This window comes from Saccharothrix sp. 6-C (genome assembly GCF_016695385.1).
Lineage (GTDB): Bacteria > Actinomycetota > Actinomycetes > Mycobacteriales > Pseudonocardiaceae > Actinosynnema > Actinosynnema texasense.
The window spans coordinates 7,622,635-7,649,053 of sequence record NZ_CP064192.1 but is presented as its reverse complement, the minus strand read 5'-3'; the positions used below and the strand labels follow the sequence as shown (position 1 = coordinate 7,649,053).

Below are 26,419 nucleotides of genomic sequence, written 5' to 3'. Positions count from 1 at the left end.
TCCTCAGCCCGTCTCAGCCGGTCGGTCGGTAGAAGCCCATGAAGCCCATGCCGCTGTTGCTCGTGCGGATCGGGCTGACCTGAACCGGGTCGCCCGCCTCCACCATCTGCCCGTTGCCGATGACCATGGCCACGTGCCCGTCCCACACCACCAGGTCGCCGGGCAGCAGCTGGTCGGCCGGCACGGACGCGCCCATCGCCTGCGACGACGCGGGGCGCGGGATGTCGAACCCGGCGCCGCCGTACGCCCACTGGGTCAGGCCGCTGCAGTCCGTGCCCTGCGGCGGGTTCGCGCCGCCCCACACGTAAGGGGTGCCCAGGGCGGACAACGCGTTGCGCACGGCGCGCGCCGCGGTCTCGTTGGGCGCTTCGGCGGAGCTGCCGTCCGGCAGGTTCACGCCGACGCCGGTGCCGGGCTGCGGCGGGATGGCCACCGGCAGGCGCGGCCCGGTGGGACCTCCGCCGCCTCCGCCGCCACTGCCTCCGCCGGACCCACCGCCCGAACCACCGCCGGACCCGCTTCCCGACCCGCCGTCGGAGCCACCGCGGGAGCCGCCGTCGGACGAAGAGGACGACCCGCCGGTGTCACCCGCCGACGACGTCGACGTCGTGCCGCCGCTCTCCACGCCCAACGGGTCGCCGATCCCGGCGAAGTCCGGGTGCGGCAAGCCGCGCAGCTGCGTGACGACGTCGGTCAGCTGCGTGCGGACCTTCGCCAGCTCCTGACCGGTCTTGCCCTCGTAGTCGCGGGCCTTCGCGGTGACCTCCGCCGCCACCGCGAGCACCGCGCCGATGCCGCCGAACGCGCCCGCCGCGACCGCCGCCGCCAACCGGGGCCACGCCCAGCCGGTGAACTCGTCGATCAGGCCCTGGATCGCGGACTTGCCGGAGGTCACCGCGTCCACCGCCGCGGTGGCGGCCTGCCGGGTGGTCGTCGCGTTGCGCGCCAACGCGCCGACGCCACCGGAGAACGCGGCGACGCGCGTCTGGAACGCGGTCGCCTTCTCGCCGTACCACTCGCTCATCGCGGCGTTCGCCGCGCCCGTGTGCCTGCCGTCGAGCTCGGTCAGCGCCGAGGACGCCCGGCCGAACGACTCGGCCGCGGCCGTCGCGCCGCCGGTGTCGCCCTCCAGCTTGGCCAAGTGGTCCTTCATCGGCTGGACCAGAGCCGCCAGGAAGCCGCCGACGTCCACGTCAGACCTGCGCGGCCCGGTCGAGGTCGGCGCTGGTGCGCGCCTCCTGCCCGGTGTACGCCCGGCCGGTCTTCGCGACCTCCGAGGCGAACGCCGACAGCCCCGCCGAGGCGGCTGCCACACCGTCCACTTGGGCCTGTGCCGCCTGCTGGAAGGCCGCGCCGAGACCGACCTCGTCGCCGAGCGCGCCGAAGCTGCCCGCGGCCAACGACGTCGTGCCCGCCAGCGTGGACGTGCCCACCTCGCCGACCTCGCCCGCCAGACCGGCCGCCGTGCCGCCGTACGCCGCCAGCGCCGCGGTGTCGACGCCGAAACCCCGCTCCACCATCGTCCCCCTTCTGGTGCCGTGCGACCGCGATCCTGCCCCATCCGCCGGCGGGTTGTGCGGCGTTCGGCGAGATCCTGCCCCGATGAGCGGTACCACGGCTGTTGTCGTCACCTGATCATGTGTGTGTGGGTGTTTTACGCCATTGGGAACGGATAGTGGCGTGGCTTGACCACCACGCCCCCTTGACCGGATCGGCGTTCGTGCCCCCCGAGGACGGCGCCGCGGTCGAGGCGTTGGCGGTCGCGAGCGGCCTCGAGCCGCCCGCCGACCTGCGCGCGTGGTGGGCGGTGTGCGGCGGCACCGCCGACTTGGCGTTCGCCGAGGTGCTGCCGCCGTTCTACACGCCGCTCGGTCCGTCCAACGCGTTGCGCTCGTGGCGGTTGAAGGAGCGGTTCTGGCCCGCGGACCTCGACACCGAGGCGGGCACGCCGACGACCGGGTTCCACCCGATGTGGCTGCCGATCGCGTTCGACGGGTGCGGTGACGCGCTGGCGGTCGACCTGCGGCCGGGCGTGCTGTCGGGGTGCGTGGTCGAGTGGGACCGCGAGGCGGGCGAGATGCTCAAACCGGAGTGGACGAGCCTGGACGAGATGCTGGACCAGGTCGCCACGGCCCTGGAGCACCGCGGCCGGCTCGGTCACTGCGAGCCGCTGGTGACGACGGACGGCCGGTTGGGCTGGTTCACGAACTAGTGAACCGTTCGTCGTGGGCGTTCAACTCGGGGGTCCTGGACGTAGGACACGCGCGTGCTGAACGCAGGACACGCGGGTGGTCACACTGGCGGGTGAAACCTCGGCTCGTCGGCGCGCTGAAGCGGGCGCCGTGACGTTGGCTGCGAGGAGGGAGTCGACCTCCACGGGAGCCGGACATGCAGATCAGCCGCAGCGGAGCCGTCGGTCTGGCGGTCGCCGTCGCCGTCCTCGCGATCGGGTGGGCGCCGGGCGCCCAGCCGAGGCTCGCGGCGGTGAACCCGGTGCGGCCGGTCGCGCCGGACGACGTCGACGCCGACCCGAGCCACGGGTTCCTCGTGCTGGTGGAGGGCGACGCGGCGCTGTACGAGAACGAGACCGAGGGGCCGATGGCCATCGGCGGCGACGTCAGGTTCCGGCTGTACAACGCGGGCCTCAACAACCCCGGCACGTACACCCTGCCCGGTGACGACCGGCCGACCAGCTTCGTCGTCGGCGGCGGCCTCGACTTCGACCGGAGCGGCACGGGCACGCTCGGCGTCCTCAACCAGTCCTACGCCAAGGTCGGCGAGCTGGGCAACGCGACCGTGCTGCCCTCGGGCGGGGTGACGTTCGTCGTGCCCACCGGCGGCGACGTGAACACCCGACCGGCCCTGGCGGTCCAGACCTCGCAGCCCGCCGAGTCGGTCGGCGGCCCGAGCGGCTTCGACTTCGCCTCGTTGTTCGCGCTCTACCGGCAGATCAACGCGGACATGTCCGCGTGCGCGTCGACCGTGACGTTGAGGGACCAGAACGGCGGGGAACCGTGGAACGGCACCGACCCCGTCGCCACGCTCGGCTTGCGACCGGGCCAGAACGTGCTCACCCTCGACGCCGCGCGGATGGCCGCGCTCGACACCGTCAACCCGCTCGCCGGCGCGCTGCAACCCGGCGACGAGGCCTGGTTGATCGTCAACGTCGACGTGACCGGCGACTACACCTGGCCGGTGCCGAACGTGAGCTGGCAGGGCACCGACCCGTCGCGGCACGTGCTGTGGAACTTCACCACCTCCGGCACCATCACGCTCCCGCCGGACTCGGGCACCGTGTGGGGCACCGTCTACGCGCCGAACGCCACCCTGGTCGACGACAGCGCGGCCAACGTCGAGGGCGCGGTGATCGTGAAGTCCCTCGTGCAGGGCGGCGCGACGAGCGGCAGCGGCGGCGAGATCCACAGCGCGCCCTTCGCCGACGTCCTCACCGACTGCGCCACCACTCCCACGACCACCACCGAGCCGACCACCCCCGGGCCGACCACCACCGAGCCGACGACCACCACCGCGGGCACCACCGGACCGACCGCCACCGAACCGACCACGACCGCGGCCCCCACCCCCGGGACCACGAGCCACCCGGCGGCCGTCCACCCGGACGACGACCTGGCCGCCACCGGCGCCCCGGTCCGGGGCCTGTCGGCGCTCGGCGGCCTGCTGCTCCTCTCCGGGGCGACCGCGTTGGCCCTGACCAGGCTGCGCGACCGGCGCGGCCCTCGGCGCCACGATCTCCGGTAGACTGAGTAGTCGCAGCTCAGAGCACTCGCTGGAGGTGGCATGGCGGACGTCCACGACGTGGCCGCAGCCGTTCTCGACGCCACCGGGCCCGAGTCGCCCATGAAGCTGCAGAAGCTCCTCTACTACGCCCAGGCGTGGTACCTGGCCGAGCACGGCGAGCCCCTGTTCGACGCCCGGATCGAGGCGTGGCGGCGAGGTCCCGTGGTGCCCGAGGTCTACGTCCGCCACGAAGGCCGGTCCGAGGTCGGCGCGTGGGAAGAGGGCGACCCGCGCCGGCTCACCGAGCCGGAAAGCGCGGTCGTCAGCTCCGTGGTCGAGCGGTACGCGCACTTCAGCAGGCACGAGCTGAGCGACATGGCGCACGACGAGGAACCGTGGCGGGCCGCCCGGGGCGAGCTGGCCGAGTCCCAGCCGAGCAGCGCGCCGCTCTCGCACGAGGTGATGGCCCGCTACTTCCGCCGGTTGACCAGCGGTCCCGAGGAGGCCGTCGAGGAGGCCGTCGGCAGCGCCCGGCTGGAGGGCCTGGCCGTCCCGGACGACGTGGTGGCCACCATGCGGGCCGTCGCGGCGGGCGAGCTGACCGCGGACGAGGCGATCGCGCGGGAGATCGAGGCGCTGCGCCGGTAGTGGACGAAGACCCCTACCTGGACCCGGCGTCCGGGGTGCTGCGCAACAACCTGGGCCTGACGGACCCGCTGGAGTGCGCCGTCGCCGAGGCGCGGCTGAGCACGGTGCGCGTCGAGCAGCTCGCCCTGTCACCCCTGCCCGGCCTGTACGACCTGGCCCACCTGCGTGCCTTCCACCGCCGCATCTTCGGCGACCTCTACCCGTGGGCCGGCGAGGTCCGGCGGGTCGACATCGCCAAGTCCGCGTCGTTCGCCGCGTGGCGGCAGATCGAGCCCTACTCGGCCGGCGTGTTCGACGACCTGAAGAAGGAGCGCTACCTGCGCGGGCTGCCCCGTGACGCGTTCCTCGACCGGTTCACGCACTACTTCGCCGAGGTCAACGCCGTGCACCCGTTCCGCGAGGGCAACGGGCGCGCGCAGCGGGCGTTCTTCCGCCAGCTGGCGCGCGAGGCGGGCTGGCGGGTCGCCGTGCACGCGCTGGACCGGGCCGCGTTCATCGACGCGTGCGAGCAGAGCCTGATCAGGTCGAACGACTCGTTGCGCGACCTGTTCGACATCGTCATGAGCCCGGCCTGACCGGGTACCCGTGGCCATGACCAGCTACGAGTACCGGGCGCCGGTCGAGATGGCCGCGCGGGAGCTGTTCGAGTTCCTCGCCCGCCCGCAGAGCCTGCCCCAGCACCTGCCCGGGTTGTCCGGCGCGACCCCGCGCATCGACCACGACCGCCGCCGCGTCTCCTGGGAGGAGGGCGGCTACCGGGGTGAGCTGGACGTCGTCGACGACGGCGCGGGCCACAGCGAGGTGGTGATCGCCGTCGAGACCGACGACCCCGGTGACGTGCGGCGGGAGTTGGAGGAGGCGGTGGCGGCCCTGGCGCACCGGGCCACCGCCGAAGCCGACGTGAGCGCCGCCAAGGACCAGAACACCTGGTACTGATGTGACCCAGGTCACTCACCGGTGAGAACCTTTTCCGCGGTCGGGGCGTCTTGCCGGGTGTGAACGAGGAGCAGTTGGTGCGCGCGGTGGCCCGCGGCGACCGCGCGGCCTTCGAAGAGCTCTACCGCCGCACGTCGCCGTGGCTGGCCGTGCGACTGCGCCGCCGGTGCGCCGACGAGCAGGTCGTGGCCGAGGTCATGCAGGAGACGTACCTGGCGGTGTGGCGGGCGGCGGGGTCCTTCGCGGGCGCGGCGGTCGACGGCACGGCGGTCGGCTGGCTGTGGACGATCGCGGCCCGGCGGCTGGTCGACGCGTTCCGCCGGCGCGCGCACCAGGCGCTGCCGCTGCCGGCGGCCGGCACCGCGCCCGCCGCCGAGGACGAGGCGCTGGCGGGCGCGCTGGGCGACGACGTCGGCGGCGCGTTGCGCGACCTGGCGCCCGAGCTGCGGCAGGTGCTGCAGGCGATGGTGCTGGACGGGCTGACCGTGCGCGAGACCGCGGTGCTGCTCGGGGTGCCCGAGGGCACCGTGAAGACCCGCGCCCGGCGGGCCCGGATCGCGATGCGGGAGGCACTGTCATGACCGAGCACCCGAGCGCCGACTCGATCGCCCGGTACGCGGCCGGCGACGACCTGCCCGCCGACGTGCTGTGGGCGGTCGAGGCCCACCTGGAGACGTGCGAGACGTGCCGGTTGCGCCTGGCCGACGTGGCCCCACCGCAGGTCACGGCGTTGACCGCGGCCGTGTGGGCGGGGCTGGAGCCGACCGGGACAACGGCCCGCCAACGGCACCGGCTCGCGCGGTGGGCCACGCCGTCGCTGCCGCCCTGGCTGGCCATGACGGCGTTCGCGGTGCTGGCGGCGCTGTCGCTCGACGGGCTGCTGCCGGGCGGCTCGGCGTCGTCCGGCGTGCTGCTGCTCGCGCCGATCGTGCCCGTCCTCGGCGTCGCGGCGGCGTGGTCGCGGGGGATGGACCCGGCCCACGAACTGGTCGTGTCCACGCCCCGGGCCGGGCTGCAACTGGTGCTGCGCCGCACGTTCGCGGTGCTCGTGGCCGTGCTGCCGGTGCTGCTGGCCGGCGGTTGGCTGGCCGGCGCGTCACCGGCGTACTGGCTGCTGCCGTGCCTCGCCGTCACGGCGGTGACGCTCGCGCTCGGCGGCCTGATCGGGGTGCGCCGGGCCGGTGTCGCCGCCGCGTCCGCGTGGGCGGTGCTGGTGATCGGTCCGGCGGTGGTCGTCGGCGACGTGCCCGGTGTGCTCGCGCCGGGCGCGGCGCCGGTGTGGGCGGCGGTGCTCGTCGGGGGCGCCGCCGCCGTGTTCTTGAGGTCCGCGGCCTACGGGCGGCTGTGATGGAGGGAAGGCTCGTGGCACGTGCGGTGAGCGCGGCGGAAGTCGCGCCGACGGGGTACGCCTGGCAGGTCGAGGCGAGGGGGCTGCGCGTGCGCGCGGGCCGGACGATGGCGGTGGACGGGCTGGACCTGCGGCTCGGCCGTGGCGTGCACGGGCTGCTCGGGCCGAACGGCGCGGGCAAGACCACGCTGATCCGGTCGCTGGCGACCGTGCTGCGGCCCGTGTCGGGCACGTTGGAGGTGTTGGGCACGCCGGTGTCCGGGCGGCTGGACCTGCGCCGGGTGCGCCGCGCGCTCGGCTACCTGCCGCAGGACTTCGGCTACTACAAGCGGTTCACGGTCCGCGAGTTCGTCGAGTACGTGGCCTGGCTCAAGGAGATGCCGAAGCGCGAGGTCCCCGGCGCGGTGCAGCGGGCCGTCGAACGGGTCGGGCTGGCCGACCGCGCGGACGACCGGCTCAAGTCGCTGTCCGGCGGCATGGTGCGGCGGGCGGGCATCGCGCAGGCGATCGTGAACGACCCCGAGGTGCTGCTGCTCGACGAGCCGACCGCCGGCCTGGACCCCGGTCAACGGGTCCGGTTCCGGGAGCTGGTGCAGGAACTGGGCGCCGACTCGTGCGTGGTCGTGTCCACGCACCTGGTCGAGGACGTCGCGGCGGCTTGCACGGACGTCGTGCTGGTCGCCGCGGGCAAGCTGGTCTTCCAGGGCACGCCCGCCGAGCTGGCGGCGGCGGGCGGGCCGGACGACGTCGGCGACAGCCCCATCGAGCGCGGCTACTCGTCGCTGCTGGGCGGTGCGTGGTGAGGATCCTCGGGATCGAGCTGAGGCGCACCGCGGCGCCGGTGCTCGGCGTGCTGGCGGTGCTGGTCATGGTGGGGCTGCTGCACTGGGGCCCGTCGATGAAGAACAGCACGGCGTGGACGCGGCAGTGGACGACGTCGGCCGAGTTCATCAGGCTGACGTTCCTGTTCGTGTGGCCGCTGGCGCTCGGCGCGGGCGGGTTGCAGGGGCTGCGGGACCGGCGGTCGGGGGTGGAGGAGCTGTTCGGCTCCACGCCGCGGCCCCGCGCGCAGCGGGTGGCGTGGACGTTCGGCGCGGTGGCCGTCGCGCTGACCGCGGGCTACGCGGTGGTGTCCGCCGTCGGCGCGGTGCAGGTGGCGTCGGCGACGGACTACTTCCACCTCGGGTGGCTGCCGGTGGCGCTGGTCGGCGTGCTGGCCCTGGTCGGGGGCGCGTGGCTGGGCATGGGTGTGGGCAGGCTGGCGCCCTCGCCGTTGACGCCGCCCGCGCTGGCGGTCGCCGGGTTCGCGCTGATGGTGCTCGGGCTGGAGCCCGCCGCCGGCGCGTTCCGCTGGACGCTGCTGCTGCCTTCGCTGCCGTCGCCGGTGACGGTGTTCGCGTCGGTGGCGTGGTCGGTGACCGCGGTGCAGGCGGTGTGGTTCGCCGGGGTGGCGGCGGCGGGGTTCCTGCTGGTGGCGCTGCGGCGGGCGTGGCCGGGCGTGCTGCCGCTGCTGATGGCGGGCGCCGTGGCGGTGCCGTTGCTGCCCTCCGCGCCGGAGGGGGTGTGGACGCCCGACGCGGCGGCCGCGGAGCTGGTCTGCCACGAAGGGCTGTGCCTGACCCGGGCGCACGAGGACGAGCGGCCCGCGTTGACGGGGCCCGCGCGGGAGGCGCTGCGGGCGCTGGCGAAGCTGCCCTCCCCGCCGACGTCGGTGCGCGAGGTGGCCGCGCCCGTCCGCCCGGTGGACGGGCGCGGTCCCGAGCCGGCGGAGGCGGTGTGGGTGCACCTGGACGAGTTCACGTACTTCCGCCGCGTGCCGCCGACGGCCGAGCAGGTGACGGCGTACCTGGTCGCGGGCGCGGGCACGCGCTCCTGCTACGGCCAGTACGTCCCGGCCGCGGGCGCCCGGGAGCTGGCCGCCCGCACGGTGATGACGGCGTGGCTGACCGGCCGCTTCGAGCCACTGCCGATGTACCGGTCGTGGGTGAGCAGGGAGACCGACGGCCTGGCCGCCGAGGCGTGGGAGCACCTGCGCTCCCTGCCCGGACCCGACCAGGCGGCCCGCGTCCAGGCGGCGCGCGACACGCAGGCGGCCTGCGCGGGCGACGCCCTCACCACCCTGATGGCGGGCACCACGTGACGCGGTGGGTGGCGCTCTACGCCCGCTCCCGAGGGGTCCCGGTGTCGGCGGCGGTCGTGGCGGTCGGCGTGGCGGCGCTGGCCGCCCTCGCCGAGACCGACGGCAGCCCGCGGCTCGCCGCGTTCGGCGCGGCCCTCGGGGTGGCCGCCGTCTCGACCGGTCTCGACGGGCACGACCGGGCGCTCGACCGCACCGCCGCGTTCGGCTGGCCGCCCCGCCGGGCCGCGCACCTGCTGCTGGGCGGCGCGTTCGTCGTCGCGCTGCTGCTGGCCGCGGGCCGGGTCACCGCCCCGATCGCCCCGGACGCGTTGGTGGTCCGCGACGTCGTCGGCCTGGGCGGCTCGGCCGCGCTCGGCGCGCTGCTGCTCGGCGCCCGCGCCGCGTGGGCGTTGCCGATCGGCTGGACCGGCGTGACGCTCGTCGTCCCGTCCTTCGACGACCACTGGCTCAGCCGCCTGCTGACCTGGCCGGTGCAACCGGCCGGCACCACCTCGGCCACCGTCACCGCGGTCGTGCTCGGCTGCACCGGCCTGCTCGCCTACAGCTGGTTCGGCTGCCGGCGCTAAACGCCGATCGGGTGCCAGACCGTCTTCATCTCCAGGAACGCCCGCAGCCGGGCCAGGTCCGGCTCGCGGGTGAAGTCCTCCGACGGGCGCGCCCGCAGCACGCGCTTCACCGTGCCCGCCGCCGCGCGCTCCAGGTCGGCCCGCGTCGACTCCGGGGCGCCGGTCAGGTCCAGCGCGTTCACGTCCGCGTGCGACGCCAGCCACGGCGCGATCTCCGCCGTGCGCCCGGTCAGCACGTTCACCACACCACCGGGCAGGTCGGAGGTCGCCAGCACCTCCGACAACGTCACCGCGGGCAACGGCCGGTCCTGCGACGTCACGACCACCGCCGTGTTGCCGGTCGCGATCACCGGCGCCACCGCGCTGATCAGCCCCAGCAGCGACGACTGCTGCGGCGCGAGCACCGCGACCACGCCCGTCGGCTCCGGCACGGAGAACGAGAAGTACGGCCCGGCCACCGGGTTCGACGCGCCGAGCACCGTGGCGACCTTGTCGGTCCACCCCGCGTACCAGACCCACCGGTCGATGGCCGCGTCCACCAGCGACTGCGCCTTCTTCACCGCGACGCCCTCGCACGCGGCGACCTCGGCGGTGAACTGCTCCCGCCGGCCCTCCAGCACCTCGGCCACCCGGAACAGCACCTGCCCCCGGTTGTACGCCGTGGCGCCCGCCCAGCCGGGGAACGCCTTGCGCGCCGCCGCGACCGCGTCCCGGGCGTCCTTGCGCGAACCCTGCGCCGCGTTCGCCAGGAACGCGCCCTTCGCGTCCACCACCGGGTAGGACCGGCCGGACTCCGACCGGGGGAACGCGCCGCCGATGTAGAGCTTGTACGTCTTCGTGACCGCGATCCGGTTCTCAGACATCGAGGTACGCCTCCAGCCCGGTGCGACCGCCTTCGCGGCCGAAGCCCGACTCCTGGTAGCCGCCGAACGGGGCGGTCGGGTCGAAGCGGTTGAACGTGTTGGCCCACACCACGCCGGCGCGCATCCTCTGCGCCGCCCACAGGATGCGCGACCCCTTCTCGGTCCAGATGCCGGCCGACAGCCCGTAGGGCGTGTTGTTCGCCTTGGCCACGGCCTCGTCCGGCGTGCGGAACGTGAGCACCGACAGCACCGGGCCGAAGATCTCCTCGCGCGCGATCCGCATCGCCTGCGACACGTTGGAGAACACCGTCGGCGCGAAGTAGAAGCCCTTGTCCGGCAACGGGCACGCGGACGTCCACCGCTGCGCGCCCTCGGCTTCGCCCGTCTCGACCAGTTCCTGGATCTTCGTCAGCTGCTCGCGCGAGTTGATCGCGCCGACGTCGGTGTTCTTGTCCAGCGGGTCGCCGACGCGCAACGTGGACACGCGGGCGTGCAGCTTCTCCAGCAGCTCGTCGGCCACCGACTCCTGCACCAGCAGCCGCGAGCCCGCGCAGCACACGTGGCCCTGGTTGAAGAAGATGCCGTTGACGATGCCCTCGACCGCCTGGTCCAGCGGCGCGTCGTCGAACACGATGTTCGCCGCCTTGCCGCCCAGCTCCAGGGTGAGCTTGCGGCCGGTGCCGGCCAGCTGCCGCTGGATGAGCTTGCCGACCTCGGTCGACCCGGTGAACGCCACCTTGTCCACGTCCGGGTGCGACACGACGGCCGAGCCGACGTCACCCGCGCCGGCGAGGATGTTCACCACCCCGGGCGGCAGGTCGGCCTGCTGGATGATCTCGGCCAGCACCAGCGCGCTCAGCGGCGTCGTCTCGGCGGGCTTGATCACCACCGTGTTGCCGGTCGCCAGCGCGGGCGCGATCTTCCACGCCGCCATCATCAGCGGGAAGTTCCACGGGATGACCTGGCCCGCCACGCCGAGCGGGCGCGGGTCGGGGCCGAGGCCCGCGTAGCCGAGCTTGTCCGCCCAGCCCGCGTGGTAGAAGAAGTGCGCGGCGGCCGTCGGCACGTCCACGTCACGTGATTCCTTGATGGGCTTGCCGTTGTCCAGCGACTCCAGCACCGCCAGCTCCCGCGACCGCTCCTGGATCAGGCGGGCGATGCGGAAGATGTACTTGGCGCGCTCGGCGCCGGGCATCCGGCCCCAGACCCGGTCGTAGGCGCGGCGCGCGGCCTTCACGGCCTTGTCGACGTCCGCCGGCGCGGCCGTGGAGACCTCGGCCAGCACCTCCTCCGTGCCGGGGTTGACGGTCTTCAGCGGCTCACCGGCGCCTTCGACGAACTGGCCGTCGATGAACATCCGGTAGTTCGGCTTGAGGTTCGCGATGTCCCGTGATTCGGGCGCGGGCGCGTATTCCCACATGTCAGTCCACCGTCACGTAATCGGGGCCGCTGTAGTGGCCGGCCAACTGGGTGCGCCGCTGCATCAGCAGGTCGTTGAGCAGCGTGGAGGCACCGAAGCGGAACAGGGTCGGGGTCAGCCACTCCGGTCCCGCGACCTCGTGCACCGCGACCAGGTACTTGATCGCGTCCTTGGTCGTGCGGATGCCGCCGGCGGGCTTCACACCCCTGAGCTCGCCGGTCTGGGCGTGCCAGTCGCGGACGGCCTGCAACATCACGTGCGTGACCGGCAGCGTCGCGGCGGGGGAGACCTTGCCGGTCGACGTCTTGATGAAGTCGCCGCCCGCGAGCAGGCCGAGCCAGGACGCGCGGCGCACGTTGTCGTAGGTCGCGAGCTCGCCGGTCTCCAGGATCACCTTCAGGTGCGCGTCCCCGCAGGCCCGCTTGACCTGCGCGATCTCGTCGAACACCTGCCCGTACCGGCCGGACAGGAACGCGCCCCGGTCGATCACCATGTCGATCTCGGTGGCGCCCGCGTCGACGGCGTAGGCGGTGTCCTCCAGCTTCACCTTCAGGCTCGACCGGCCGGACGGGAACGCGGTCGCGACGCTGGCGACGCCGACCCCGGTGCCCCGCAGCTCCTCGACGGCCGTCTCCACCATGTCCGGGTACACGCAGACGGCGGCGACCTTCGGCACGTCCGGGTCGTCCGGGTCGGGCCGCCGCGCCTTCGCCGCGAGCGACCGCACCTTGCCGTGCGTGTCCGCGCCTTCCAGCGTGGTCAGGTCGACCATGCCGATGGCGGTGTCGATGGCCCACATCTTGGCGGCCTTCTTGATGCTGCGAGTGCCCAGACCGGCCGCGCGCTGTTCGACGCCGACCTGGTCCACACCGGGCAGTCCGTGCAGGAACCGGCGCAGCGACGCGTCGTCACGGACGGCGTCCGCGAGCGCCGGGGGCAGCGACGGCGTTGTCGATGGAGCAGCCATGCCGCCGAGTCTAGGCGGAATGGGACGGCCGTCCTAAGTGAGCGACTTCGGGCAGGTCAGGCGGGCAAAAGCAGGGCTCGGCCACCTCACCCGCACGCTCGGGCTAGCCCTCCAGCTCGTCGTGGGAGCGACCCTTGAGTTTCTTCTTCTTCGGCCGCTTCACCTCGACCGCGCCCATCATCGCGAACCCGGTGATGTTCACGATCGGGCCGCCGGGGATAGTCGGCGCGCCCTTGTGCGTGGCGTCCTCGAACGCGCCCATGAAGCCGATGCCGGACACGCGGACGGTGACGTCCTCCGGCACGATGATCTCCACCGCGCCCATGAGCGCGTAGGCGTTGATGGTCGTCTCGCCCTGCGAGAAGCGGGCCCGGGTCAGGTCCAGCTCGACACCGCCCATGACCGCCACCGCCGTGTGCGTCGGCGGCACGACCCACTCGCCGCGCCGCTCCACACCCGACCAGAACGCGAACGAGACCGTGGAGCCGGGCGTGCCGCCGATGCGCGACGCGGGCGCGTTCTGCGTCATCGGCAGGGGCATCACCGACGGCGCGGGCACGCCCAGGTCGGCGGTCAGCGGCACCAGCTCGCCGTAGGTCTTGGCCGAGTACACCGCCGCCAGGCGTTCGTCCAGCTCGTGCAGGTCGAGCCTGCCTTCGCCGTGCGCCTGCTGGAGCACCTGGGCCACCTTCTCGCGGTCGGCGTCCGAGGCACGCATCTGACGGGGGTCCGGCACCAGCTCGTCGCTCACACGGGTGAGTCTAGGAGAGGATGCTCACGTTCCTGTCGCGATGAGCACGAGTCGGGCGGATTTCGGGTCGAGGAAGGCCGACACGTGCCAGCGTTCGTGGTCGAACGCCGCGTCCAGCGCGTCCCCGGTCAGGAACGGCCCGCCCGGCAACTCGGCGCGCAGGCCTGCCACCACGTCCGGCGCCCGGCCCTCGTCGGCCGGCGCGCAAGCCGACCGCACCCGCTCGACCTCGGCCGCCGGCAGCGTCACGACCGCGTCGATCCAGTAGGTCGACGGTCCGGGCACGTCGGCACGGCCGAACGTGCCGGACATCCACCGCGCGCCTTCCAGCGCCGCGAGCACCGGGAAGCGCTCGACGAGCGGTTCCGGGTCGGTCCGCAGCTCCCCGGTCCCGGACTTCGCCGCCGGTTCGGCCCGGTCCTGGCACCCGACCAACGCCACGGCCGCGACGAGGACGACGAGCCACCGCAGCGGACGGGAACGGCTGCTCGTTCGCGTGACGTCCATCCGGTGCTCCTCGGGGCAGTGGCCTTCGCCAGGCGGTACTCCCCTTGGAGGAACGCATGGCCGCCGCGGTTCCCGCCAGGCCGGCGACGCGCACCGGCGACCTGGTCAGCTCGGCTGACGGACCGGCAGGCCGGCGGCCCGGTAGATGTCGTCCACGACCCGCATCGTGGCCACCGCGTCGTCCGCCGTCGTGGGGAACGGCTTGCCGTGCAGCACGGCGTCGGCGAACGCCTCCAGCTGGTACTCGTACGACGGCCGCCGGTCGAACCGCTCGACCCGCCGGTGGCCGTCCAGCTTCACCGTGAGCCGGTGCCCGTGCTGCGGCGAGAACGGGTTGAACACGCGCAGCTCGCCGTTGGCGCCCAACACCTTCGCCGAGAGCCTCAGCAACGACCGCGACCACATCGACGTCACCACGGTCCCGGTGTGCCCGGCGGGGAACTTCAGCTCCGCCCGCATCGCCCGGTCGACGCCCTCGCCCTTCAGCAACGCCCGCGCCGACTTCACCTCCGGCTCGTCACCGCCCAGGTACCGCACCATGTTCACCGCGTAGCACCCGGCGTCCATCAACGCCCCGCCGGCCAGGTCCAGCGAGTACCGGATGTCCTTGAACTTCGGCATCGGGAACGCCAGGCGCGCCTCCACGTGCCGCAGCTCGCCCAACTCCGCGACCACTTCCGCCAACCGCAGCGCCAACGGGTGGTACCGGTAGTGGAACGCCTCCATCACCACCAGCCCGCTGCTCTTCGCCGCCGCCGCGACCTCCGCCGCCTCGTCCGCGTTGGCCGCGAACGGCTTCTCGCACAGCACGTGCTTCCCGGCCGCCAACGCCGCCAACGTCCACTTCCCGTGCAACCCGTTGGGCAGCGGCACGTAGACCGCGTCCACGTTCGGGTCGTCCAACAGCTCGTCGTAGCTCCCGTGGACCTGGGGAATGCCGAACCGGTCAGCGAACTCCTGCGCCCGCCCGACCTCCCGCGCCGCGATCGCCGCCACCTCCACCGACGCCACGGACCGCCCCGGCCGGACCAACGCCGCCGGCACGATCCGCGCCGCCCCAAGAACCCCGATCCGCACGTGGTCGGCCATGTCAGTTCGTTACCCCCGGCAGCACTCCGTCAACCCCGAACCGAACCGGCCCACCGCCTGCCGTTCCCGCCCCGGCGGTTCGGCCCGCCGCGTCCTCGAAGCGGACCACCGAGCCGGGGCGACGAGCCGTCGGGCACCGGTCAGAGGTACCACATACTGTTCGACCATGGACGTCCTCGTTGTCGATCACCCACTGGCCAGGGCGCGGCTGACCACCATGCGTGACGCCCGCACGGACAACGCGGCGTTCCGCGCCGCGCTGCACGAGCTGACCGTGATGCTGGTGTACGAGGCCACGCGCGACCTGCCCGTGGCCGAGGAGCGGGTGCACACGCCGGTCGCCCGGACCACCGGCTACCGCCTGGCCAACCCGCCGCTGCTGGTGCCGGTGCTGCGGGCCGGCCTCGGCATGGCGGACCAGGCGCACAAGCTGATCCCGGACGCGCAGATGGGCTTCGTCGGCCTGGCGCGGGACGAGGAGACCCTCCAGCCGACGCCGTACATGGAGTCGCTGCCGGACTCGCTGGCCGGCCGTCCCGTCTTCGTGCTGGACCCGATGCTCGCCACCGGCGGCTCCATGGCCTACACGATCCGCCTGCTGACCGACCGGGGCGCGACCGACGTGACGGCGATCTGCGCCCTGGCCGCCCCCGAGGGCATCAAGCACCTCGAAGACTCGGCCCACCCGATCCGCCTGGTCACCGCCAGCATCGACGAGCGCCTCAACGACTCGGGCTTCATCGTCCCCGGCCTGGGCGACGCCGGCGACCGCCAATACGGCGCCGTCCACTGACCCCGCGTGTCCTACGTTCGGAACGCGCGTGTCCTACGTTCCGGTACCCCGAGTTGAACGCTCAGGACAAGATCGACTGTTCTGAGCGTTCAACTCGGGTGTTCCGAATGTAGGACACGCGCGACGCGAACGTAGGACACGCGGGAGCTGGAGGTTGGACTCTCGGGGTTAAGGGAGGGTCAGGGTGGTGGAGTGGTCGGCGGCCCAGGTGGAGAGGGTGCGGCCCGGGTGGCCCGTGACGGTGGTGAAGTCGGGGGTCACGGAAGCCGGTTCCTCGTTGTGCTGGGCCATGTAGCCGAGCAGGTACTCGGCGACGTCGTAGGGCAGGCCCTCGTCGCGGATGAGGGTCGCGCGGGCCTGGCCGTAGGTCAGGCGTTCGAAGCGGATCGGGCGGCCCAGGCCGCGACCGATCGCCGCGGCTTGTTCGACGTGCGTCAGGGCTTCCGGGCCGCTCAACGTGTACGCCTTGCCGGCGTGCCCGTCGCGCAGCAGCGCGTGCACCGCCACCTCGGCCACGTCGTCCTCGTGCACCGGCGCCCCGACCGACTCCGGGAACGGCGCCCGCACCACGCCTTCCTCCCGGATCGTCCGCGCCCACACCATCTTGTTCGCCATGAACTCGCCCGGCCGCACGTGGGTCCACGCCACGCCGGACGCCTCGACCACCCGCTCCACGTCGTGGTGCAGCTCGTAGCTGCCCGGCCGCCGGACGGTCACCGCGCTGCTCGACAGGAACACCACCCGCCGCAAGTCCGGCGCGCGGTCCAGGAACGCCCGCGCGTGGGCCACCGCGTCGTCCGACTCGATCGCCGCCAACAGGAACACCCCTGTCACGCCCGCCAACGGCAGCTCGGCCGGCCGCGTCAGGTCGCCTCCCACCACCTCCACGCCCTCGGGCACCGCGGCCCGTGCCGGGTTGCGCGTCAACGCCTTCACCGGCACGCCCGCCGCCGCCAGCTGCCGCACCACCGCGCCTCCGGTCGTGCCCGTCGCCCCGGTGACCAGGATCGTCACAACTTCCCCCTGCGGTCGTAGTGTTCAAACTTGAGCAACGCCGAAGCTAGCGCGGTCACCACCGACCTCGCACATGCAAAAGTTTGCAACGCACGTGAGAACAATTCGCATTACCGGATTCGGCCGAACGGCCGTAGAGGTGGTCTAGACCTCATCACTACCGTGGTCTGGACCACACCCGGAGTCACGCGAGGAGAAGCATGTCGAGCAGGAGATGGGTGCTCCCCGCCCTCCTGGCCACGGCGATGACCGTGTCCCTGGCGCCGCAGGCCGTCGCCCACGACCGGCACGACGGCCGCGACGGGCACGGCAGGAGCGAGCGCGTCGTCGGGTACTACACCCAGTGGAGCGGCTACGACCGCAACTTCCTGGTGCGCGACCTCGTGGCCAACGGCACCGCGCCGCGGCTCACCCACCTCAACTACGCCTTCGGCTTCCTCGACGAGTCCGGCAAGTGCGTCAGCGCCGACCCGTGGGCGGACTACCAGCGGCCCTTCGCCGCCGAGCAGAGCGTCAACGGCAAGGCCGACGTCGCGGGCCAGCCGCTGTCGGGCAACCTCAACCAGCTCAAGCAGCTCAAGGCCAAGTACCCGAAGCTGCGGATCAACATCTCGCTCGGCGGCTGGACCGGGTCGAAGTACTTCTCCAACGCCGCCCTCACCCCCGAGTCGCGCGCCGCGCACGTGGCGTCCTGCCTCGACATGTGGCTCAAGGGCAACCTGCCCGACGCCGCCCCCGGTGCGGCGGCCGGTGTGTTCGACGGCGTCGACCTCGACTGGGAGTGGCCGTCGTCCGAGGCCGCGCCCGGCAACGTCGTGCGGCCCGAGGACAAGCGGAACTTCACCGCGCTGCTCGTGGAGTACCGCGAGCAGCTGGGCAGGCTGACCCGGCGCACCGGCGAGCGCTACGACCTCACCGCGTTCCTGCCCGCCAACCCCGCGCAGGTCGACCGGGGCTTCGAGGTCCGGAAGGTCTTCGAGCTGCTGACGTTCGGCACGATCCAGGGCTACGACTACCACGGCGCCTGGGAGCCGGTGACCAACCAGCAGTCGGCGATCCGCACCCCCGCCGCGGACCCGACGGCGCCGCCGTTCAGCTCGCAGGTCGCGATCGACCACTACCTGCGCAACGGCGCGCCGAAGAGCAAGGTCGTGATGGGCGTGCCGTTCTACAGCCGGGGCTGGACCGGCGTGCGGAACGAGGGCGACGGCCTGTTCCAGCCCGCCGCCGGCCCCGCGCCCGCGACCTACGAGGCCGGGTACGAGGACTACCGGATCCTCAAGGCGCAGCTGGCGAAGTTCACCGTGCACCGGGATGCCAAGGCCGGTCACGCGTGGTTGTTCGACGGCGCCACGTTCTGGACCTGGGACGACCCGGTCGAGATGAAGCGCAAGGGGCGCTACGTGGCCGACCGGCGCCTTGGCGGCGCGATGATCTGGTCGCTCGACGGCGACACCGCCGACGGCGAGCTGATCAAGGCGCTCACCAGCGGACTGTCCTGACGGGACGGTCCACGGGGTCCGGGGAGGTTTCGCGGCGGCCACCTCCCCGGGCCCCACCTACTTCACGACGCGCCAGCCGTCCGCCTGCGCGCGCAGGGCGCGCTCGTAGACCGGGGCGATCTCGACCCCCGGCGGCAGGTTGCCGTTGAGCTCCAGGCTGACGAGGCCGTGCACCATGCCCCACATCGCCAACGCGATCCGCTCCGGCGGCTCCTGGGTGAACGCGCCCGACTCGACCGCGCGGCCGACGTCCCGCACCACCGGCAGGAACGTCTGCACGGCCGCTTCCTTCGTCTCGTCGGACGGCTCGAAGTTCGGCACGACCTTGCTGAACATCACCAGGTAGAACTGCGGGTCGGCCAGCGCGCTCTGGCGGTACGCCAGGCCGATCTGGACGAGGTCCTCCACCGGGTCGTCGGTCTGCGGCACGGTCGCGATGCGTTCACCGAATCGGCGGAACGCCTCCTCGTACACGGCGTTCAGCAGCGCCGGTTTGCCGCCGAACAGCGAGTACACGGCCGTGGTCGAGGTGTTGACATCCGCCGCGAGCCTGCGCAAGCTCAGAGCTCCAGGGCCTTCGGTGGACAGCAGTTCGCCCGCCCGCTCGAGCAGCCGGCCGCGGAGCGCATCGTCGTGTGTCTTCGGTCGTGGCACCGGGGCATCGTATCGCAACACTGTTATAATTCGCGGCCTGGCCATCGTGGTATCAAGTTGGTACCGTCGTTTCCCATGGCGATGACTCTGCGTCTGAGCGACGAGGAGAACCGGCGGCTCGACGAACTCGCCGCAGCCGAGGGCCGTTCGAAGCAGGAGGTCGTGCGCTTGGCGTTGGCCGAGCGGTGGGCCCGGCTGCAGAAGGAGGAGCAACTCTCCGAGGTCCTCGGACGCGTGCTCCCCAAGTACCGAGGACTCCTCGACCGCCTCGGCTCCGCCTGATCCGGTCCCTCCTGATTGCGGGATCCCGTACCGAGGGCGCCCGACCGATTACCCACTGCCACACCTTCGGGTGACACCCCCGCACGCGCTCGCCGTTCGAACATATGTTCGATAAGATCGATCCATGCAGCTCAACCGGCGCGGCATAGGACGTTCACCCCTCTACCTCTGTGAACGTCCACGGTGGTCCGAAGCACACCGGTATGGTGCGCCGTTGAAGATCGGGCTGCGTCCAGGTTGCGCTTCGGCGCACAACGCGGCCGACAGCATCCTCACCGCCCGCGGGGCGGGGAGGCGAAACGGACCTGAGGGGGTGGGTGATGGGACGAAACACGCCCAGATCGCGGCGTGGTCGTGCCGGAGTCGCCACCGCTCAGGACAGGGAGCGCGTCAAGCAGTGGTCAACTACCTCGACGCCGGCGACTTGCTCGTGCTGGCGACCGCCGTCACCGGCGGGGATCTGGTCGTGCGCGACTTAGGTCTCCTCGACTCCGCAGCCCACCGCCCCAGGGCCACAGTGCTGGGGGTCGAGGCGTACGACACGCTCTGGCTCAAAGCTTCCGCGTTGCTCGACTCCATCGTCCGCACGCGCCCGTTGGCCGAGGGCAACTGGCGGCTGGGCTGGGTCGCCGCCGTGACCTTGTGCGACATCAACGGCTGGTGGGTCGACGCGGAGGAGGACGAAGCCCTCGACCTGGTGCGCGCGCTCGGCCGGGAGCAGATCGACGTCGGCGGCATGGCCGCCCACCTGGAAGCATGGGGAACGCCCAAGGACGAGTGACCGACCGGCCCCCACGACCGGGTGACGGCGCCGGATACCCCGAACCGGGTTGACCTGGAGTGCACTCCAGCTCCTACGGTCACACCGTGACTTACTCGATCGCTCAAGCGGCCGAGCGCAGTGGGTTGTCGATCGACACCCTGCGCTACTACGAACGGATCGGCCTGGTCGACCCGCCCGCCCGGGACTCCGGCGGGCGGCGCAGCTACAGCGACGACGACCTCGGCTGGCTGGTCTTCCTGACCCGGCTGCGCACCACCGGCATGCCCATCCGGATGATGCGCGAGTACGCGCAGCTCAGGCACAGCGGCGCGGCCACCGCCGGGCGCCGCAAGCAGATGCTGTTCGAGCACCGCGCCTCGGTCCGCGCGCGCGTCGCCGAGCTCCAGTCGTGCCTGGAGGTGATCGAGTACAAGATCACGCACTACGAGCAGATCGAGCACACGTTCATCGAGGGGATGACCGCGTGAGGTCGCTGGGCGGGCTCCTGGTCGGCGACCAGGGCCTGGGCTGCATGGGCATGAGCCAGTCCTACGGCGCCGGTGACGAGGCCGAGTCGGTCGCCACTGTCCACCGCGCCCTGGACCTGGGCGTCACGCTCCTCGACACCGCGGACGTCTACGGCGCGGGCGCGAACGAGGAGCTGGTGGGGCGGGCGATCAAGGGCCGCCGGGACGAGGTCGTGCTCGCGACCAAGTTCGGGCTCGGCGACCCGGACCGCAGGCCGCGCGGTGACGCCGCCTACGTCAAGCGGGCCGTCGAGGCGTCGTTGCGCCGCCTGGGCACGGACCACGTGGACCTGTACTACCAGCACCGCGTCGACCCGGACGTGCCGATCGAGGAGACCGTGGGCGCGATGGCCGAGCTGGTCGCCGAGGGCAAGGTCCGGCACCTCGGCCTGTCCGAGGCGGGCGCCGCGACGATCCGCCGCGCGCACGCCGTGCACCCGATCAGCGCCCTGCAGAGCGAGTGGTCGCTGTGGACGCGCGACGTGGAGGCCGAGGTCGCGCCGACGTGCCGCGAGCTGGGCATCGGCATCGTGCCGTTCTCGCCGCTGGGCCGCGGCTTCCTGACCGGCCGGGTCACGTCCGTCGCCGACCTGGCCGAGGACGACATGCGCCGCGGCCTGCCCCGGTTCGCCGAGGAGAACCTCGCCCGCAACACAGCCATCGTGGACGCCCTGCGCGCGCTGGCCGCCGAACGCGGCGTCACGGCCGGGCAACTGGCGCTGGCGTGGGTACACCACCGGGGTGAGCACGTCGTCCCGATCCCGGGCACCAAGCGGGTGGGGTACCTGGAGGAGAACGTCGCCGCCGCCGACCTGGAGCTGAGCGCGGACGAGCTCCGCGCGATCGAGGCCGCCGCGCCCACCGTGGCGGGCGACCGGTACCCGCCGGAGTTCCTGGCGCTGTCGAACAAGTGAGCTGAGGAGGACGACCGTGGAGAAGCGCCGGTTGGGCGCGCTCGAGGTGAGCGCGCAGGGCTTGGGCTGCATGGGCATGAGCGACTTCTACGGCCCCGGCGACGAGGCCGAGTCCGCCGCCACCATCCACCGCGCCCTGGACCTGGGCGTCACGTTCCTCGACACGGCCGACATGTACGGGCCGTTCACCAACGAGGAGCTGGTCGGCCGGGCGATCCGGGGCCGCCGGGACGAGGTGGTGCTGGCGACGAAGTTCGCCGTCGTCCGCGAACCCGGGCAGCCCCGGTCGGAGTGGGGCCTGCGGGGTGACCCGGAGTACGTCAGGCAGGCCGCCGACGCCTCGCTGCGCCGCCTGGGCACGGACCACGTCGACCTGTACTACCAGCACCGCGTCGACCCGGAGGTGCCGATCGAGGAGACCGTGGGCGCGATGGCCGAGCTGGTCGAGCAGGGCAAGGTCCGGCACATCGGCCTGTCCGAGGCGGGCGCGGACACGATCCGGCGCGCGCACGCCGTGCACCCCGTCGCGGCCGTGCAGACCGAGTGGTCGCTGTGGTCGCGCGACATCGAGGACGAGGTCGTGCCCACGTGCCGCGAGCTGGGCATCGGCGTCGTCGCCTACTCGCCGCTGGGCCGGGGCTTCCTCACCGGCCGCTACACGTCGAAGGACGACTTCGCGGCCGGTGACTTCCGCCTGGTCGGCCAGCCCCGGTTCGCGGCGGGGAACTTCGACCGGAACCTGGCGCTGGTCGAGTCGCTGCGCGAGGTGGCGCGGGAGCACGACGTGACGGCGGCGCAGATCGCGCTGGCGTGGGTCCACCACCAGGGCGCGGTGCCGATCCCCGGCACCAAGCGGGTGAAGTACGTGGAGGAGAACGCCGCCGCCGCGGACCTGGAGCTCACCGAGGCGCAGTCGGCCCGCATCGCCGCCGCCGTGCCCGCCGGCTCGGTCGCCGGCGACCGCTACCCGACCGAGGTGCTGCCGACGCCGGGCCGGTAGCCGCCGCCGCTACCGCACCACGATGCCGTTGCGCCGGTTGAAGTCCTTCGCGCCCTGCATGGCCAGCACGATCGACACGACCACCAGCACGACCCACACCGGGAACGCGACGATCAGCCCGAGCACCGTCATGGCCAGCAGGATCAGCGGGAAGTTGACCAGCAGCAGAACCACGCCGAGCGCCGTCTGACCCGCGTAGAGGTTGCCCGCCCCGAGCCACAGCAGGGACAGCAGCACCGCGATGCCGGGGTTCTTGGCGGTGACCACACCGCCCATGTGCATCCCGTGCGGCGCCGGGTGCGCGAGCGGGTGCACGGGCTGGTGCACCGGGGGCGGGGCCTGCGTCACGGGCCACTGCGTCGCACCGCACACGGCGCAGTTGACGCTCGGCGGCTGCAAGTACGCGCCGCAGGAACCGCACATCGGCGGTGGACCGACTGGCTGGGTCATCGACTGCCTCCACATCTCGTCGCGGCAGTCTGTCGGAGGAGGGAGGCCGGGCGTTACCGATCACATCGGGGTGTCGTGGACCGGGCCGTCGGTGATCACGTCAACGTCGCGGCGACCGTGGCGCCCAGTTCCCGGCACCGCTCCCGGGCGTCGGCGTCCGGCGCGCCGGCGAGGCTCAGCGTCTCCGCCACCGGCCGCCACCCCAACCCGGCCGTGATGTCCCGCAACGCCTTCAGCGCGCCCTCCGCGCCCAGGTTGCCGTGCACGTAGGCCCCGAACGGCCGACCGCGCGTGGCGTCCAGGCAGGGGTAGTAGATCGTGTCGAAGAAGTGCTTGAGCGCGCCGCTGATGTAGCCGATGTTGGCGGGTGTGCCGAGCAGGTAGCCGTCGGCTTCGAGCACGTCGGACGCGGTGGCCGAGAGCGCGGGCCGCCGGATGACCTCGACGTCCTCGATCTCGGGGTCGGTCGCCCCCTCCAGCACCGCCTCGAACAGCTCCTGCATGGCGGGCGACGGTGTGTGGTGCACGATCAGCAGGCGGGGCACGCGGCCCAGGTTGCCGCGATCGGCACGGCGCGGCAACCGCTCGGCGTCGCCGATCACGTCCGGCGAGCCGTTCCACCTGGTCAACGCGGTGGGCGAGTGGCCGGGTGACGGGCGCGGCGGTCGGCGTAGCAAGATCGACAAGCGGTGCGCGGAACCGGCGGGGCCGTCGCACGTCTTACAGTGGGTAGTGACCGGGAGGGAGTCATGGAAACTCGCAGCATCGCCACGATGAAGCGGAACCGGCGGATCACCTGGGGCGCGGGGGTCGGGATCGGGGTGGGGTTGATCGGCCTGCCGCTGGTCTTCATCGCCCTGTGGCCGGGGGTCGACCACAGCCCGTGGGACGTCAACACGATGATCCTCGCGACCGGCGTCGCGCTCTGCACCGCCAGCTACATCTCCGGCCGCATCTCGGTGGCCGCCGTCACGCAGCACAGGTCGCGCCCGGTGAGCCCGCCGACCAGGCGCCCTTACCTGGTGGCGGGCGGTGCGCTCGCCGTCGCCGTGCTGTGCCTGCTGATCGCCCTGGCGTCGTGACCGCTCAGTCCACGAGCAGCTCGGACACCTGAGCCCGCAGCGCGGCCAGCCGGTCCCGGGCCCGCGCGCGGGCGGCCGGCAGGTCGTCGGACACCGGTTCCACGACCTCCAGGTACGCCTTCAGCTTCGGTTCGGTGCCGGACGGCCGCACGACCACCCGCACGCCTTCACCGGTCAGCCGGACCACGTCGGCCCCGGGCAGCAGGTCCTCGAACGCGTAGCCCGCGGGCGGCGCGGCGCGCAACCGGGCCATCAACGCGCCGATCCGGCTCAGGTCGGTGAACCGCAGCGACACCTGGTCGGTCAGGTGCAGGCCGTGGTCGACGGCGAGCTGGTCCAGCGCGTCCAGCAGGGTGCGGCCGGACGCCTTCAGCCCGGCCGCCAGGTCGCACGCGACCACGGCCGCCGAGATGCCGTCCTTGTCGTTGACGTGCGCGGGGTCGACGCAGTTGCCCAACGCCTCCTCGTAGGCGAACACCAGGCCGTCGCCCGCGCGCACCAGCCACTTGAACCCGGTCAACGTCTCCGCGTAACGCGCGCCGTGCGCCCGCGCGATCGACTTCAGCAACGACGACGACACGATCGTGGTGGCCACCAACGGGTCCGGGGTCTCCACTGTGGACAGCACCAGGGAGCCGAGGAGCACGCCGGTCTCGTCGCCGCGCAGCATCCGCCACGACCCGTCCCGCTCGCGGACGCCCAGCGCGCACCGGTCGGCGTCGGGGTCCAGGGCGATGGCCAGGTCGGCGTCCTCCGCCGCCGCCAGCGCGAGCAACCGGTCCGCCGCGCCCGGCTCCTCCGGGTTCGGGAACGCCACGGTCGGGAACTCCGGGTCGGGCACGGCCTGCTCGCGCACCACCCGCACGTCGGTGAACCCGGCGCGCCGCAACGCGTCGACCGCCGTCGCGCCGCCGACGCCGTGCATCGGCGTCAGCGCCACCCGCAGGTCGCGGTGCACGCCGCGCGGCAGCGACGCGACCCGCTCCAGGTACTCGTCCACCTCGGCGTCCGACACCGGCAGGTGGTCGTCCGACAGCGGCACCGACACGGCCGCGGGCACGCCCCGGATCGCCGCCTCGATCTCGCGGTCCTCCGGCGGCACGATCTGGCCGCCACCGGCCAGGTACAGCTTGTAGCCGTTGTCCGCGGGCGGGTTGTGCGACGCGGTGATCTGCACGCCCGCCACCGCGCCGTGCCGCTTGACCAGGAACGCCAGCACCGGCGTCGGCAACGGCCCCGGCAGCACCCGCACGGTGAACCCGGCGCCCGCCAGCACACCGGCCGCCGCCGCCGCGAAGTCCTCCGACCCGTGCCGCGCGTCCCGGCCGACGAACACCGTGCCGACGTGCCCGTGCGCCTTGAGCCACGCGGCGAGGCCGGCCGTGGTGCGGACGACCACGGCCCGGTTCATCCCGTTCGGCCCGGCCCGCACGGGGCCGCGCAGCCCCGCCGTGCCGAACGTCAGCGGGCCCGCCATCCGGTCGGCCACCTCGTCGGCCGCGGCGGCGTCGCCGCCCATCGCCCGCGCCACGACGGTCTGGAGCTCCAGGCGCGTCGCCGGGTCGGGGTCGTCGGCGATCCAGCGGAACGCGGCGTCGCGCAGTGCCGGGGCGAGGGTCATGCCCGCGTCACCAGCTCCCGCAGCAGCGCGCCCATCCGGCTCGCCGCCGCCTGGCCCGCCTCCAGCACCTCTTCGTGGTTGAGCGGCTCGCCGGTGATGCCCGCGGCCAGGTTCGTCACCAGCGACAGGCCGAACACCTCCACCCCCTCCGCGCGGGCCGCGATGGCCTCCAGCACGGTGGACATGCCGACCAGGTCCGCGCCCATCGTGCGCAGCATCCGGATCTCGGCGGGCGTCTCGAAGTGCGGTCCCGGCAGGCCCGCGTAGACGCCTTCCTCCAACGACGGGTCGATCTCCCGGGCGAGGTCGCGCAGGCGAGGGGAGTAGAGGTCGGTGAGGTCCACGAACCGCGCGCCGACCAGCGGTGACGACGCGGTCAGGTTCAGGTGGTCGTTGATCAGCACCGGCTGGCCGACCGCCATGCCCTGCCGCAGCCCGCCCGCCGCGTTGGTCAGCACGACCGTGCCGACGCCCGCCGCGGCGGCCGTGCGCACGCCGTGCACGACCTTGGCCACGCCCTTGCCCTCGTACCCGTGGGTCCGGCCGAGCATGACCAGCACGTTCTTGTCGCCGACGCGCACCGACCGCACGGTGCCGCCGTGGCCGACGGCGGTGGGCGCCTCGAACCCGGGCAGCTCGCCCATGGGCACCTCGGCGGTGGGCTCGCCGATGAGGTCGGCGGCGGGGCGCCACCCCGACCCGAGGACGACGGCGATGTCGTGCCTGTCGACCCCGGTCCGCTCGGCCAACGCCTTGGCCGCGTCGGTGGCCAGGGCCTCGGGGGTGGTGTTCTCACTGATACCGGTCACGCCGCGAGCCTAATCGCCGCCTGTCCCCGTTGCCC

The 26,419-nt window shown here is 73.0% G+C and carries 32 protein-coding genes; 18 read left to right on the top strand and 14 right to left on the bottom strand.

What is annotated here, in order from left to right; genetic code table 11:
* Positions 1 to 13: 13 nt before the first annotated feature.
* Complete coding sequence (locus tag IOD16_RS32895; RefSeq protein WP_201437607.1) at positions 14 to 1,192, bottom strand: C40 family peptidase; 1,179 nt, start codon at positions 1,190 to 1,192, stop codon at positions 14 to 16.
* 1 nt (position 1,193) lies between these two features.
* Entirely contained in the window at positions 1,194 to 1,520 is a 327-nt protein-coding gene (locus IOD16_RS32890) for a hypothetical protein (RefSeq protein WP_236594525.1), read from the bottom strand.
* A 182-nt stretch (positions 1,521 to 1,702) separates the two neighbouring features.
* Between IOD16_RS32890 and IOD16_RS32885 the strand changes: the two genes are divergently transcribed.
* The 10 genes from IOD16_RS32885 to IOD16_RS32840 all read left to right on the top strand — a co-directional run bounded on the left by IOD16_RS32885 (position 1,703) and on the right by IOD16_RS32840 (position 9,376).
* A complete protein-coding gene (locus IOD16_RS32885) occupies positions 1,703 to 2,212 on the top strand; it encodes an SMI1/KNR4 family protein (RefSeq protein WP_170185211.1) in 510 nt (169 codons plus the stop codon).
* Positions 2,213 to 2,388: 176 nt separating this feature from the next.
* A complete protein-coding gene (locus tag IOD16_RS32880; protein ID WP_201437606.1) occupies positions 2,389 to 3,759 on the top strand; it encodes a collagen-binding domain-containing protein in 1,371 nt (456 codons plus the stop codon).
* A gap of 39 nt (positions 3,760 to 3,798) precedes the next feature.
* Entirely contained in the window at positions 3,799 to 4,386 is a 588-nt protein-coding gene (locus IOD16_RS32875; RefSeq protein ID WP_201437605.1) for a type II toxin-antitoxin system antitoxin SocA domain-containing protein, read from the top strand.
* Positions 4,386 to 4,961: a Fic/DOC family protein gene (locus IOD16_RS32870; protein WP_201437604.1), complete on the top strand. Its 576-nt coding sequence runs from the start codon at positions 4,386 to 4,388 to the stop codon at positions 4,959 to 4,961. The genes IOD16_RS32875 and IOD16_RS32870 overlap by 1 nt, the downstream gene beginning before the upstream one ends.
* 16 nt (positions 4,962 to 4,977) lie before the next feature.
* Complete coding sequence (locus IOD16_RS32865) at positions 4,978 to 5,322, top strand: SRPBCC family protein (protein WP_201437603.1); 345 nt, start codon at positions 4,978 to 4,980, stop codon at positions 5,320 to 5,322.
* Positions 5,323 to 5,381: 59 nt separating this feature from the next.
* A complete protein-coding gene (locus IOD16_RS32860) occupies positions 5,382 to 5,903 on the top strand; it encodes an RNA polymerase sigma factor (RefSeq protein WP_236594524.1) in 522 nt (173 codons plus the stop codon).
* A complete protein-coding gene (locus IOD16_RS32855; RefSeq protein ID WP_201437601.1) occupies positions 5,900 to 6,670 on the top strand; it encodes a zf-HC2 domain-containing protein in 771 nt (256 codons plus the stop codon). The genes IOD16_RS32860 and IOD16_RS32855 overlap by 4 nt, the downstream gene beginning before the upstream one ends.
* Positions 6,670 to 7,473, top strand: a complete 804-nt coding sequence (locus IOD16_RS32850; protein ID WP_201437600.1) for an ABC transporter ATP-binding protein — start codon at positions 6,670 to 6,672, stop codon at positions 7,471 to 7,473. Before IOD16_RS32855 ends, IOD16_RS32850 begins: the two co-directional genes overlap by 1 nt.
* Positions 7,470 to 8,810, top strand: coding sequence for a hypothetical protein (locus tag IOD16_RS32845; RefSeq protein ID WP_201437599.1), 1,341 nt, complete (start codon positions 7,470 to 7,472; stop codon positions 8,808 to 8,810). The genes IOD16_RS32850 and IOD16_RS32845 overlap by 4 nt, the downstream gene beginning before the upstream one ends.
* Positions 8,807 to 9,376, top strand: a complete 570-nt coding sequence (locus IOD16_RS32840; protein ID WP_201437598.1) for a hypothetical protein — start codon at positions 8,807 to 8,809, stop codon at positions 9,374 to 9,376. Before IOD16_RS32845 ends, IOD16_RS32840 begins: the two co-directional genes overlap by 4 nt.
* Here IOD16_RS32840 and IOD16_RS32835 read toward each other — a convergent pair.
* The 6 genes from IOD16_RS32835 to IOD16_RS32810 all read right to left on the bottom strand — a co-directional run bounded on the left by IOD16_RS32835 (position 9,373) and on the right by IOD16_RS32810 (position 14,973).
* Complete coding sequence (locus tag IOD16_RS32835; protein WP_123745432.1) at positions 9,373 to 10,239, bottom strand: aldehyde dehydrogenase family protein; 867 nt, start codon at positions 10,237 to 10,239, stop codon at positions 9,373 to 9,375. The genes IOD16_RS32840 and IOD16_RS32835 overlap by 4 nt on opposite strands.
* Positions 10,232 to 11,659: an aldehyde dehydrogenase family protein gene (locus tag IOD16_RS32830; RefSeq protein ID WP_201437597.1), complete on the bottom strand. Its 1,428-nt coding sequence runs from the start codon at positions 11,657 to 11,659 to the stop codon at positions 10,232 to 10,234. The genes IOD16_RS32835 and IOD16_RS32830 overlap by 8 nt, the downstream gene beginning before the upstream one ends.
* 1 nt (position 11,660) lies before the next feature.
* Positions 11,661 to 12,626, bottom strand: a complete 966-nt coding sequence (gene deoC, locus IOD16_RS32825) for a deoxyribose-phosphate aldolase (RefSeq protein WP_201437596.1) — start codon at positions 12,624 to 12,626, stop codon at positions 11,661 to 11,663.
* Between the two features lie 103 nt (positions 12,627 to 12,729).
* A complete protein-coding gene (locus tag IOD16_RS32820; RefSeq protein WP_236594523.1) occupies positions 12,730 to 13,377 on the bottom strand; it encodes a DUF1707 SHOCT-like domain-containing protein in 648 nt (215 codons plus the stop codon).
* Between the two features lie 24 nt (positions 13,378 to 13,401).
* Entirely contained in the window at positions 13,402 to 13,884 is a 483-nt protein-coding gene (locus IOD16_RS32815) for a hypothetical protein (RefSeq protein ID WP_201437595.1), read from the bottom strand.
* A gap of 105 nt (positions 13,885 to 13,989) precedes the next feature.
* Positions 13,990 to 14,973, bottom strand: a complete 984-nt coding sequence (locus tag IOD16_RS32810; protein ID WP_201437594.1) for a Gfo/Idh/MocA family protein — start codon at positions 14,971 to 14,973, stop codon at positions 13,990 to 13,992.
* 166 nt (positions 14,974 to 15,139) lie between these two features.
* Here IOD16_RS32810 and upp point away from each other — a divergent pair, with 166 nt between their 5' ends.
* On the top strand, positions 15,140 to 15,766 hold the full coding sequence (gene upp / locus IOD16_RS32805) for a uracil phosphoribosyltransferase (protein WP_201437593.1): 627 nt from the start codon (positions 15,140 to 15,142) through the stop codon (positions 15,764 to 15,766).
* 168 nt (positions 15,767 to 15,934) lie between these two features.
* On the opposite strand, the gene IOD16_RS32800 is transcribed toward upp, so the two are convergent.
* Positions 15,935 to 16,780 carry an NmrA family NAD(P)-binding protein gene (locus tag IOD16_RS32800; RefSeq protein ID WP_201437592.1) on the bottom strand — a complete coding sequence of 282 codons (846 nt, stop codon included), beginning with the start codon at positions 16,778 to 16,780 and terminating at the stop codon, positions 15,935 to 15,937.
* Positions 16,781 to 16,980: 200 nt separating this feature from the next.
* On the opposite strand from IOD16_RS32800, the gene IOD16_RS32795 reads away from it, so the two are divergent.
* Positions 16,981 to 18,282: a glycoside hydrolase family 18 protein gene (locus tag IOD16_RS32795; protein ID WP_201437591.1), complete on the top strand. Its 1,302-nt coding sequence runs from the start codon at positions 16,981 to 16,983 to the stop codon at positions 18,280 to 18,282.
* Positions 18,283 to 18,339: 57 nt separating this feature from the next.
* Here IOD16_RS32795 and IOD16_RS32790 read toward each other — a convergent pair whose 3' ends face one another.
* Complete coding sequence (locus tag IOD16_RS32790; protein WP_201437590.1) at positions 18,340 to 18,936, bottom strand: TetR/AcrR family transcriptional regulator; 597 nt, start codon at positions 18,934 to 18,936, stop codon at positions 18,340 to 18,342.
* A 75-nt stretch (positions 18,937 to 19,011) separates the two neighbouring features.
* Here IOD16_RS32790 and IOD16_RS32785 point away from each other — a divergent pair, with 75 nt between their 5' ends.
* From IOD16_RS32785 to IOD16_RS32765, 5 genes are all read left to right on the top strand, one after another.
* Positions 19,012 to 19,218: a type II toxin-antitoxin system VapB family antitoxin gene (locus tag IOD16_RS32785; RefSeq protein ID WP_015105038.1), complete on the top strand. Its 207-nt coding sequence runs from the start codon at positions 19,012 to 19,014 to the stop codon at positions 19,216 to 19,218.
* 397 nt (positions 19,219 to 19,615) lie between these two features.
* Positions 19,616 to 19,999 (top strand): type II toxin-antitoxin system death-on-curing family toxin, encoded by a 384-nt coding sequence (locus tag IOD16_RS32780; RefSeq protein WP_123745441.1) that lies wholly within the window; start codon positions 19,616 to 19,618, stop codon positions 19,997 to 19,999.
* 86 nt (positions 20,000 to 20,085) lie between these two features.
* Positions 20,086 to 20,469: a MerR family transcriptional regulator gene (locus IOD16_RS32775; protein WP_201437589.1), complete on the top strand. Its 384-nt coding sequence runs from the start codon at positions 20,086 to 20,088 to the stop codon at positions 20,467 to 20,469.
* A 44-nt stretch (positions 20,470 to 20,513) separates the two neighbouring features.
* Positions 20,514 to 21,422, top strand: a complete 909-nt coding sequence (locus IOD16_RS32770) for an aldo/keto reductase (RefSeq protein ID WP_201441666.1) — start codon at positions 20,514 to 20,516, stop codon at positions 21,420 to 21,422.
* A 70-nt stretch (positions 21,423 to 21,492) separates the two neighbouring features.
* Entirely contained in the window at positions 21,493 to 22,422 is a 930-nt protein-coding gene (locus tag IOD16_RS32765; RefSeq protein WP_201441665.1) for an aldo/keto reductase, read from the top strand.
* 9 nt (positions 22,423 to 22,431) lie between these two features.
* Here IOD16_RS32765 and IOD16_RS32760 read toward each other — a convergent pair whose 3' ends face one another.
* A complete protein-coding gene (locus tag IOD16_RS32760) occupies positions 22,432 to 22,872 on the bottom strand; it encodes a hypothetical protein (RefSeq protein ID WP_201437588.1) in 441 nt (146 codons plus the stop codon).
* A 95-nt stretch (positions 22,873 to 22,967) separates the two neighbouring features.
* Positions 22,968 to 23,417, bottom strand: a complete 450-nt coding sequence (locus IOD16_RS32755; RefSeq protein WP_201441664.1) for a flavodoxin family protein — start codon at positions 23,415 to 23,417, stop codon at positions 22,968 to 22,970.
* A gap of 204 nt (positions 23,418 to 23,621) precedes the next feature.
* On the opposite strand from IOD16_RS32755, the gene IOD16_RS32750 reads away from it, so the two are divergent.
* On the top strand, positions 23,622 to 23,954 hold the full coding sequence (locus IOD16_RS32750; protein WP_201437587.1) for a hypothetical protein: 333 nt from the start codon (positions 23,622 to 23,624) through the stop codon (positions 23,952 to 23,954).
* 4 nt (positions 23,955 to 23,958) lie between these two features.
* Here the strand turns inward: IOD16_RS32750 and IOD16_RS32745 are convergent, their stop codons facing one another.
* On the bottom strand, positions 23,959 to 25,575 hold the full coding sequence (locus IOD16_RS32745; RefSeq protein WP_201437586.1) for a phospho-sugar mutase: 1,617 nt from the start codon (positions 25,573 to 25,575) through the stop codon (positions 23,959 to 23,961).
* Positions 25,572 to 26,384 carry a purine-nucleoside phosphorylase gene (locus IOD16_RS32740; RefSeq protein WP_201437585.1) on the bottom strand — a complete coding sequence of 271 codons (813 nt, stop codon included), beginning with the start codon at positions 26,382 to 26,384 and terminating at the stop codon, positions 25,572 to 25,574. The genes IOD16_RS32745 and IOD16_RS32740 overlap by 4 nt, the downstream gene beginning before the upstream one ends.
* Positions 26,385 to 26,419 lie beyond the last annotated feature (35 nt).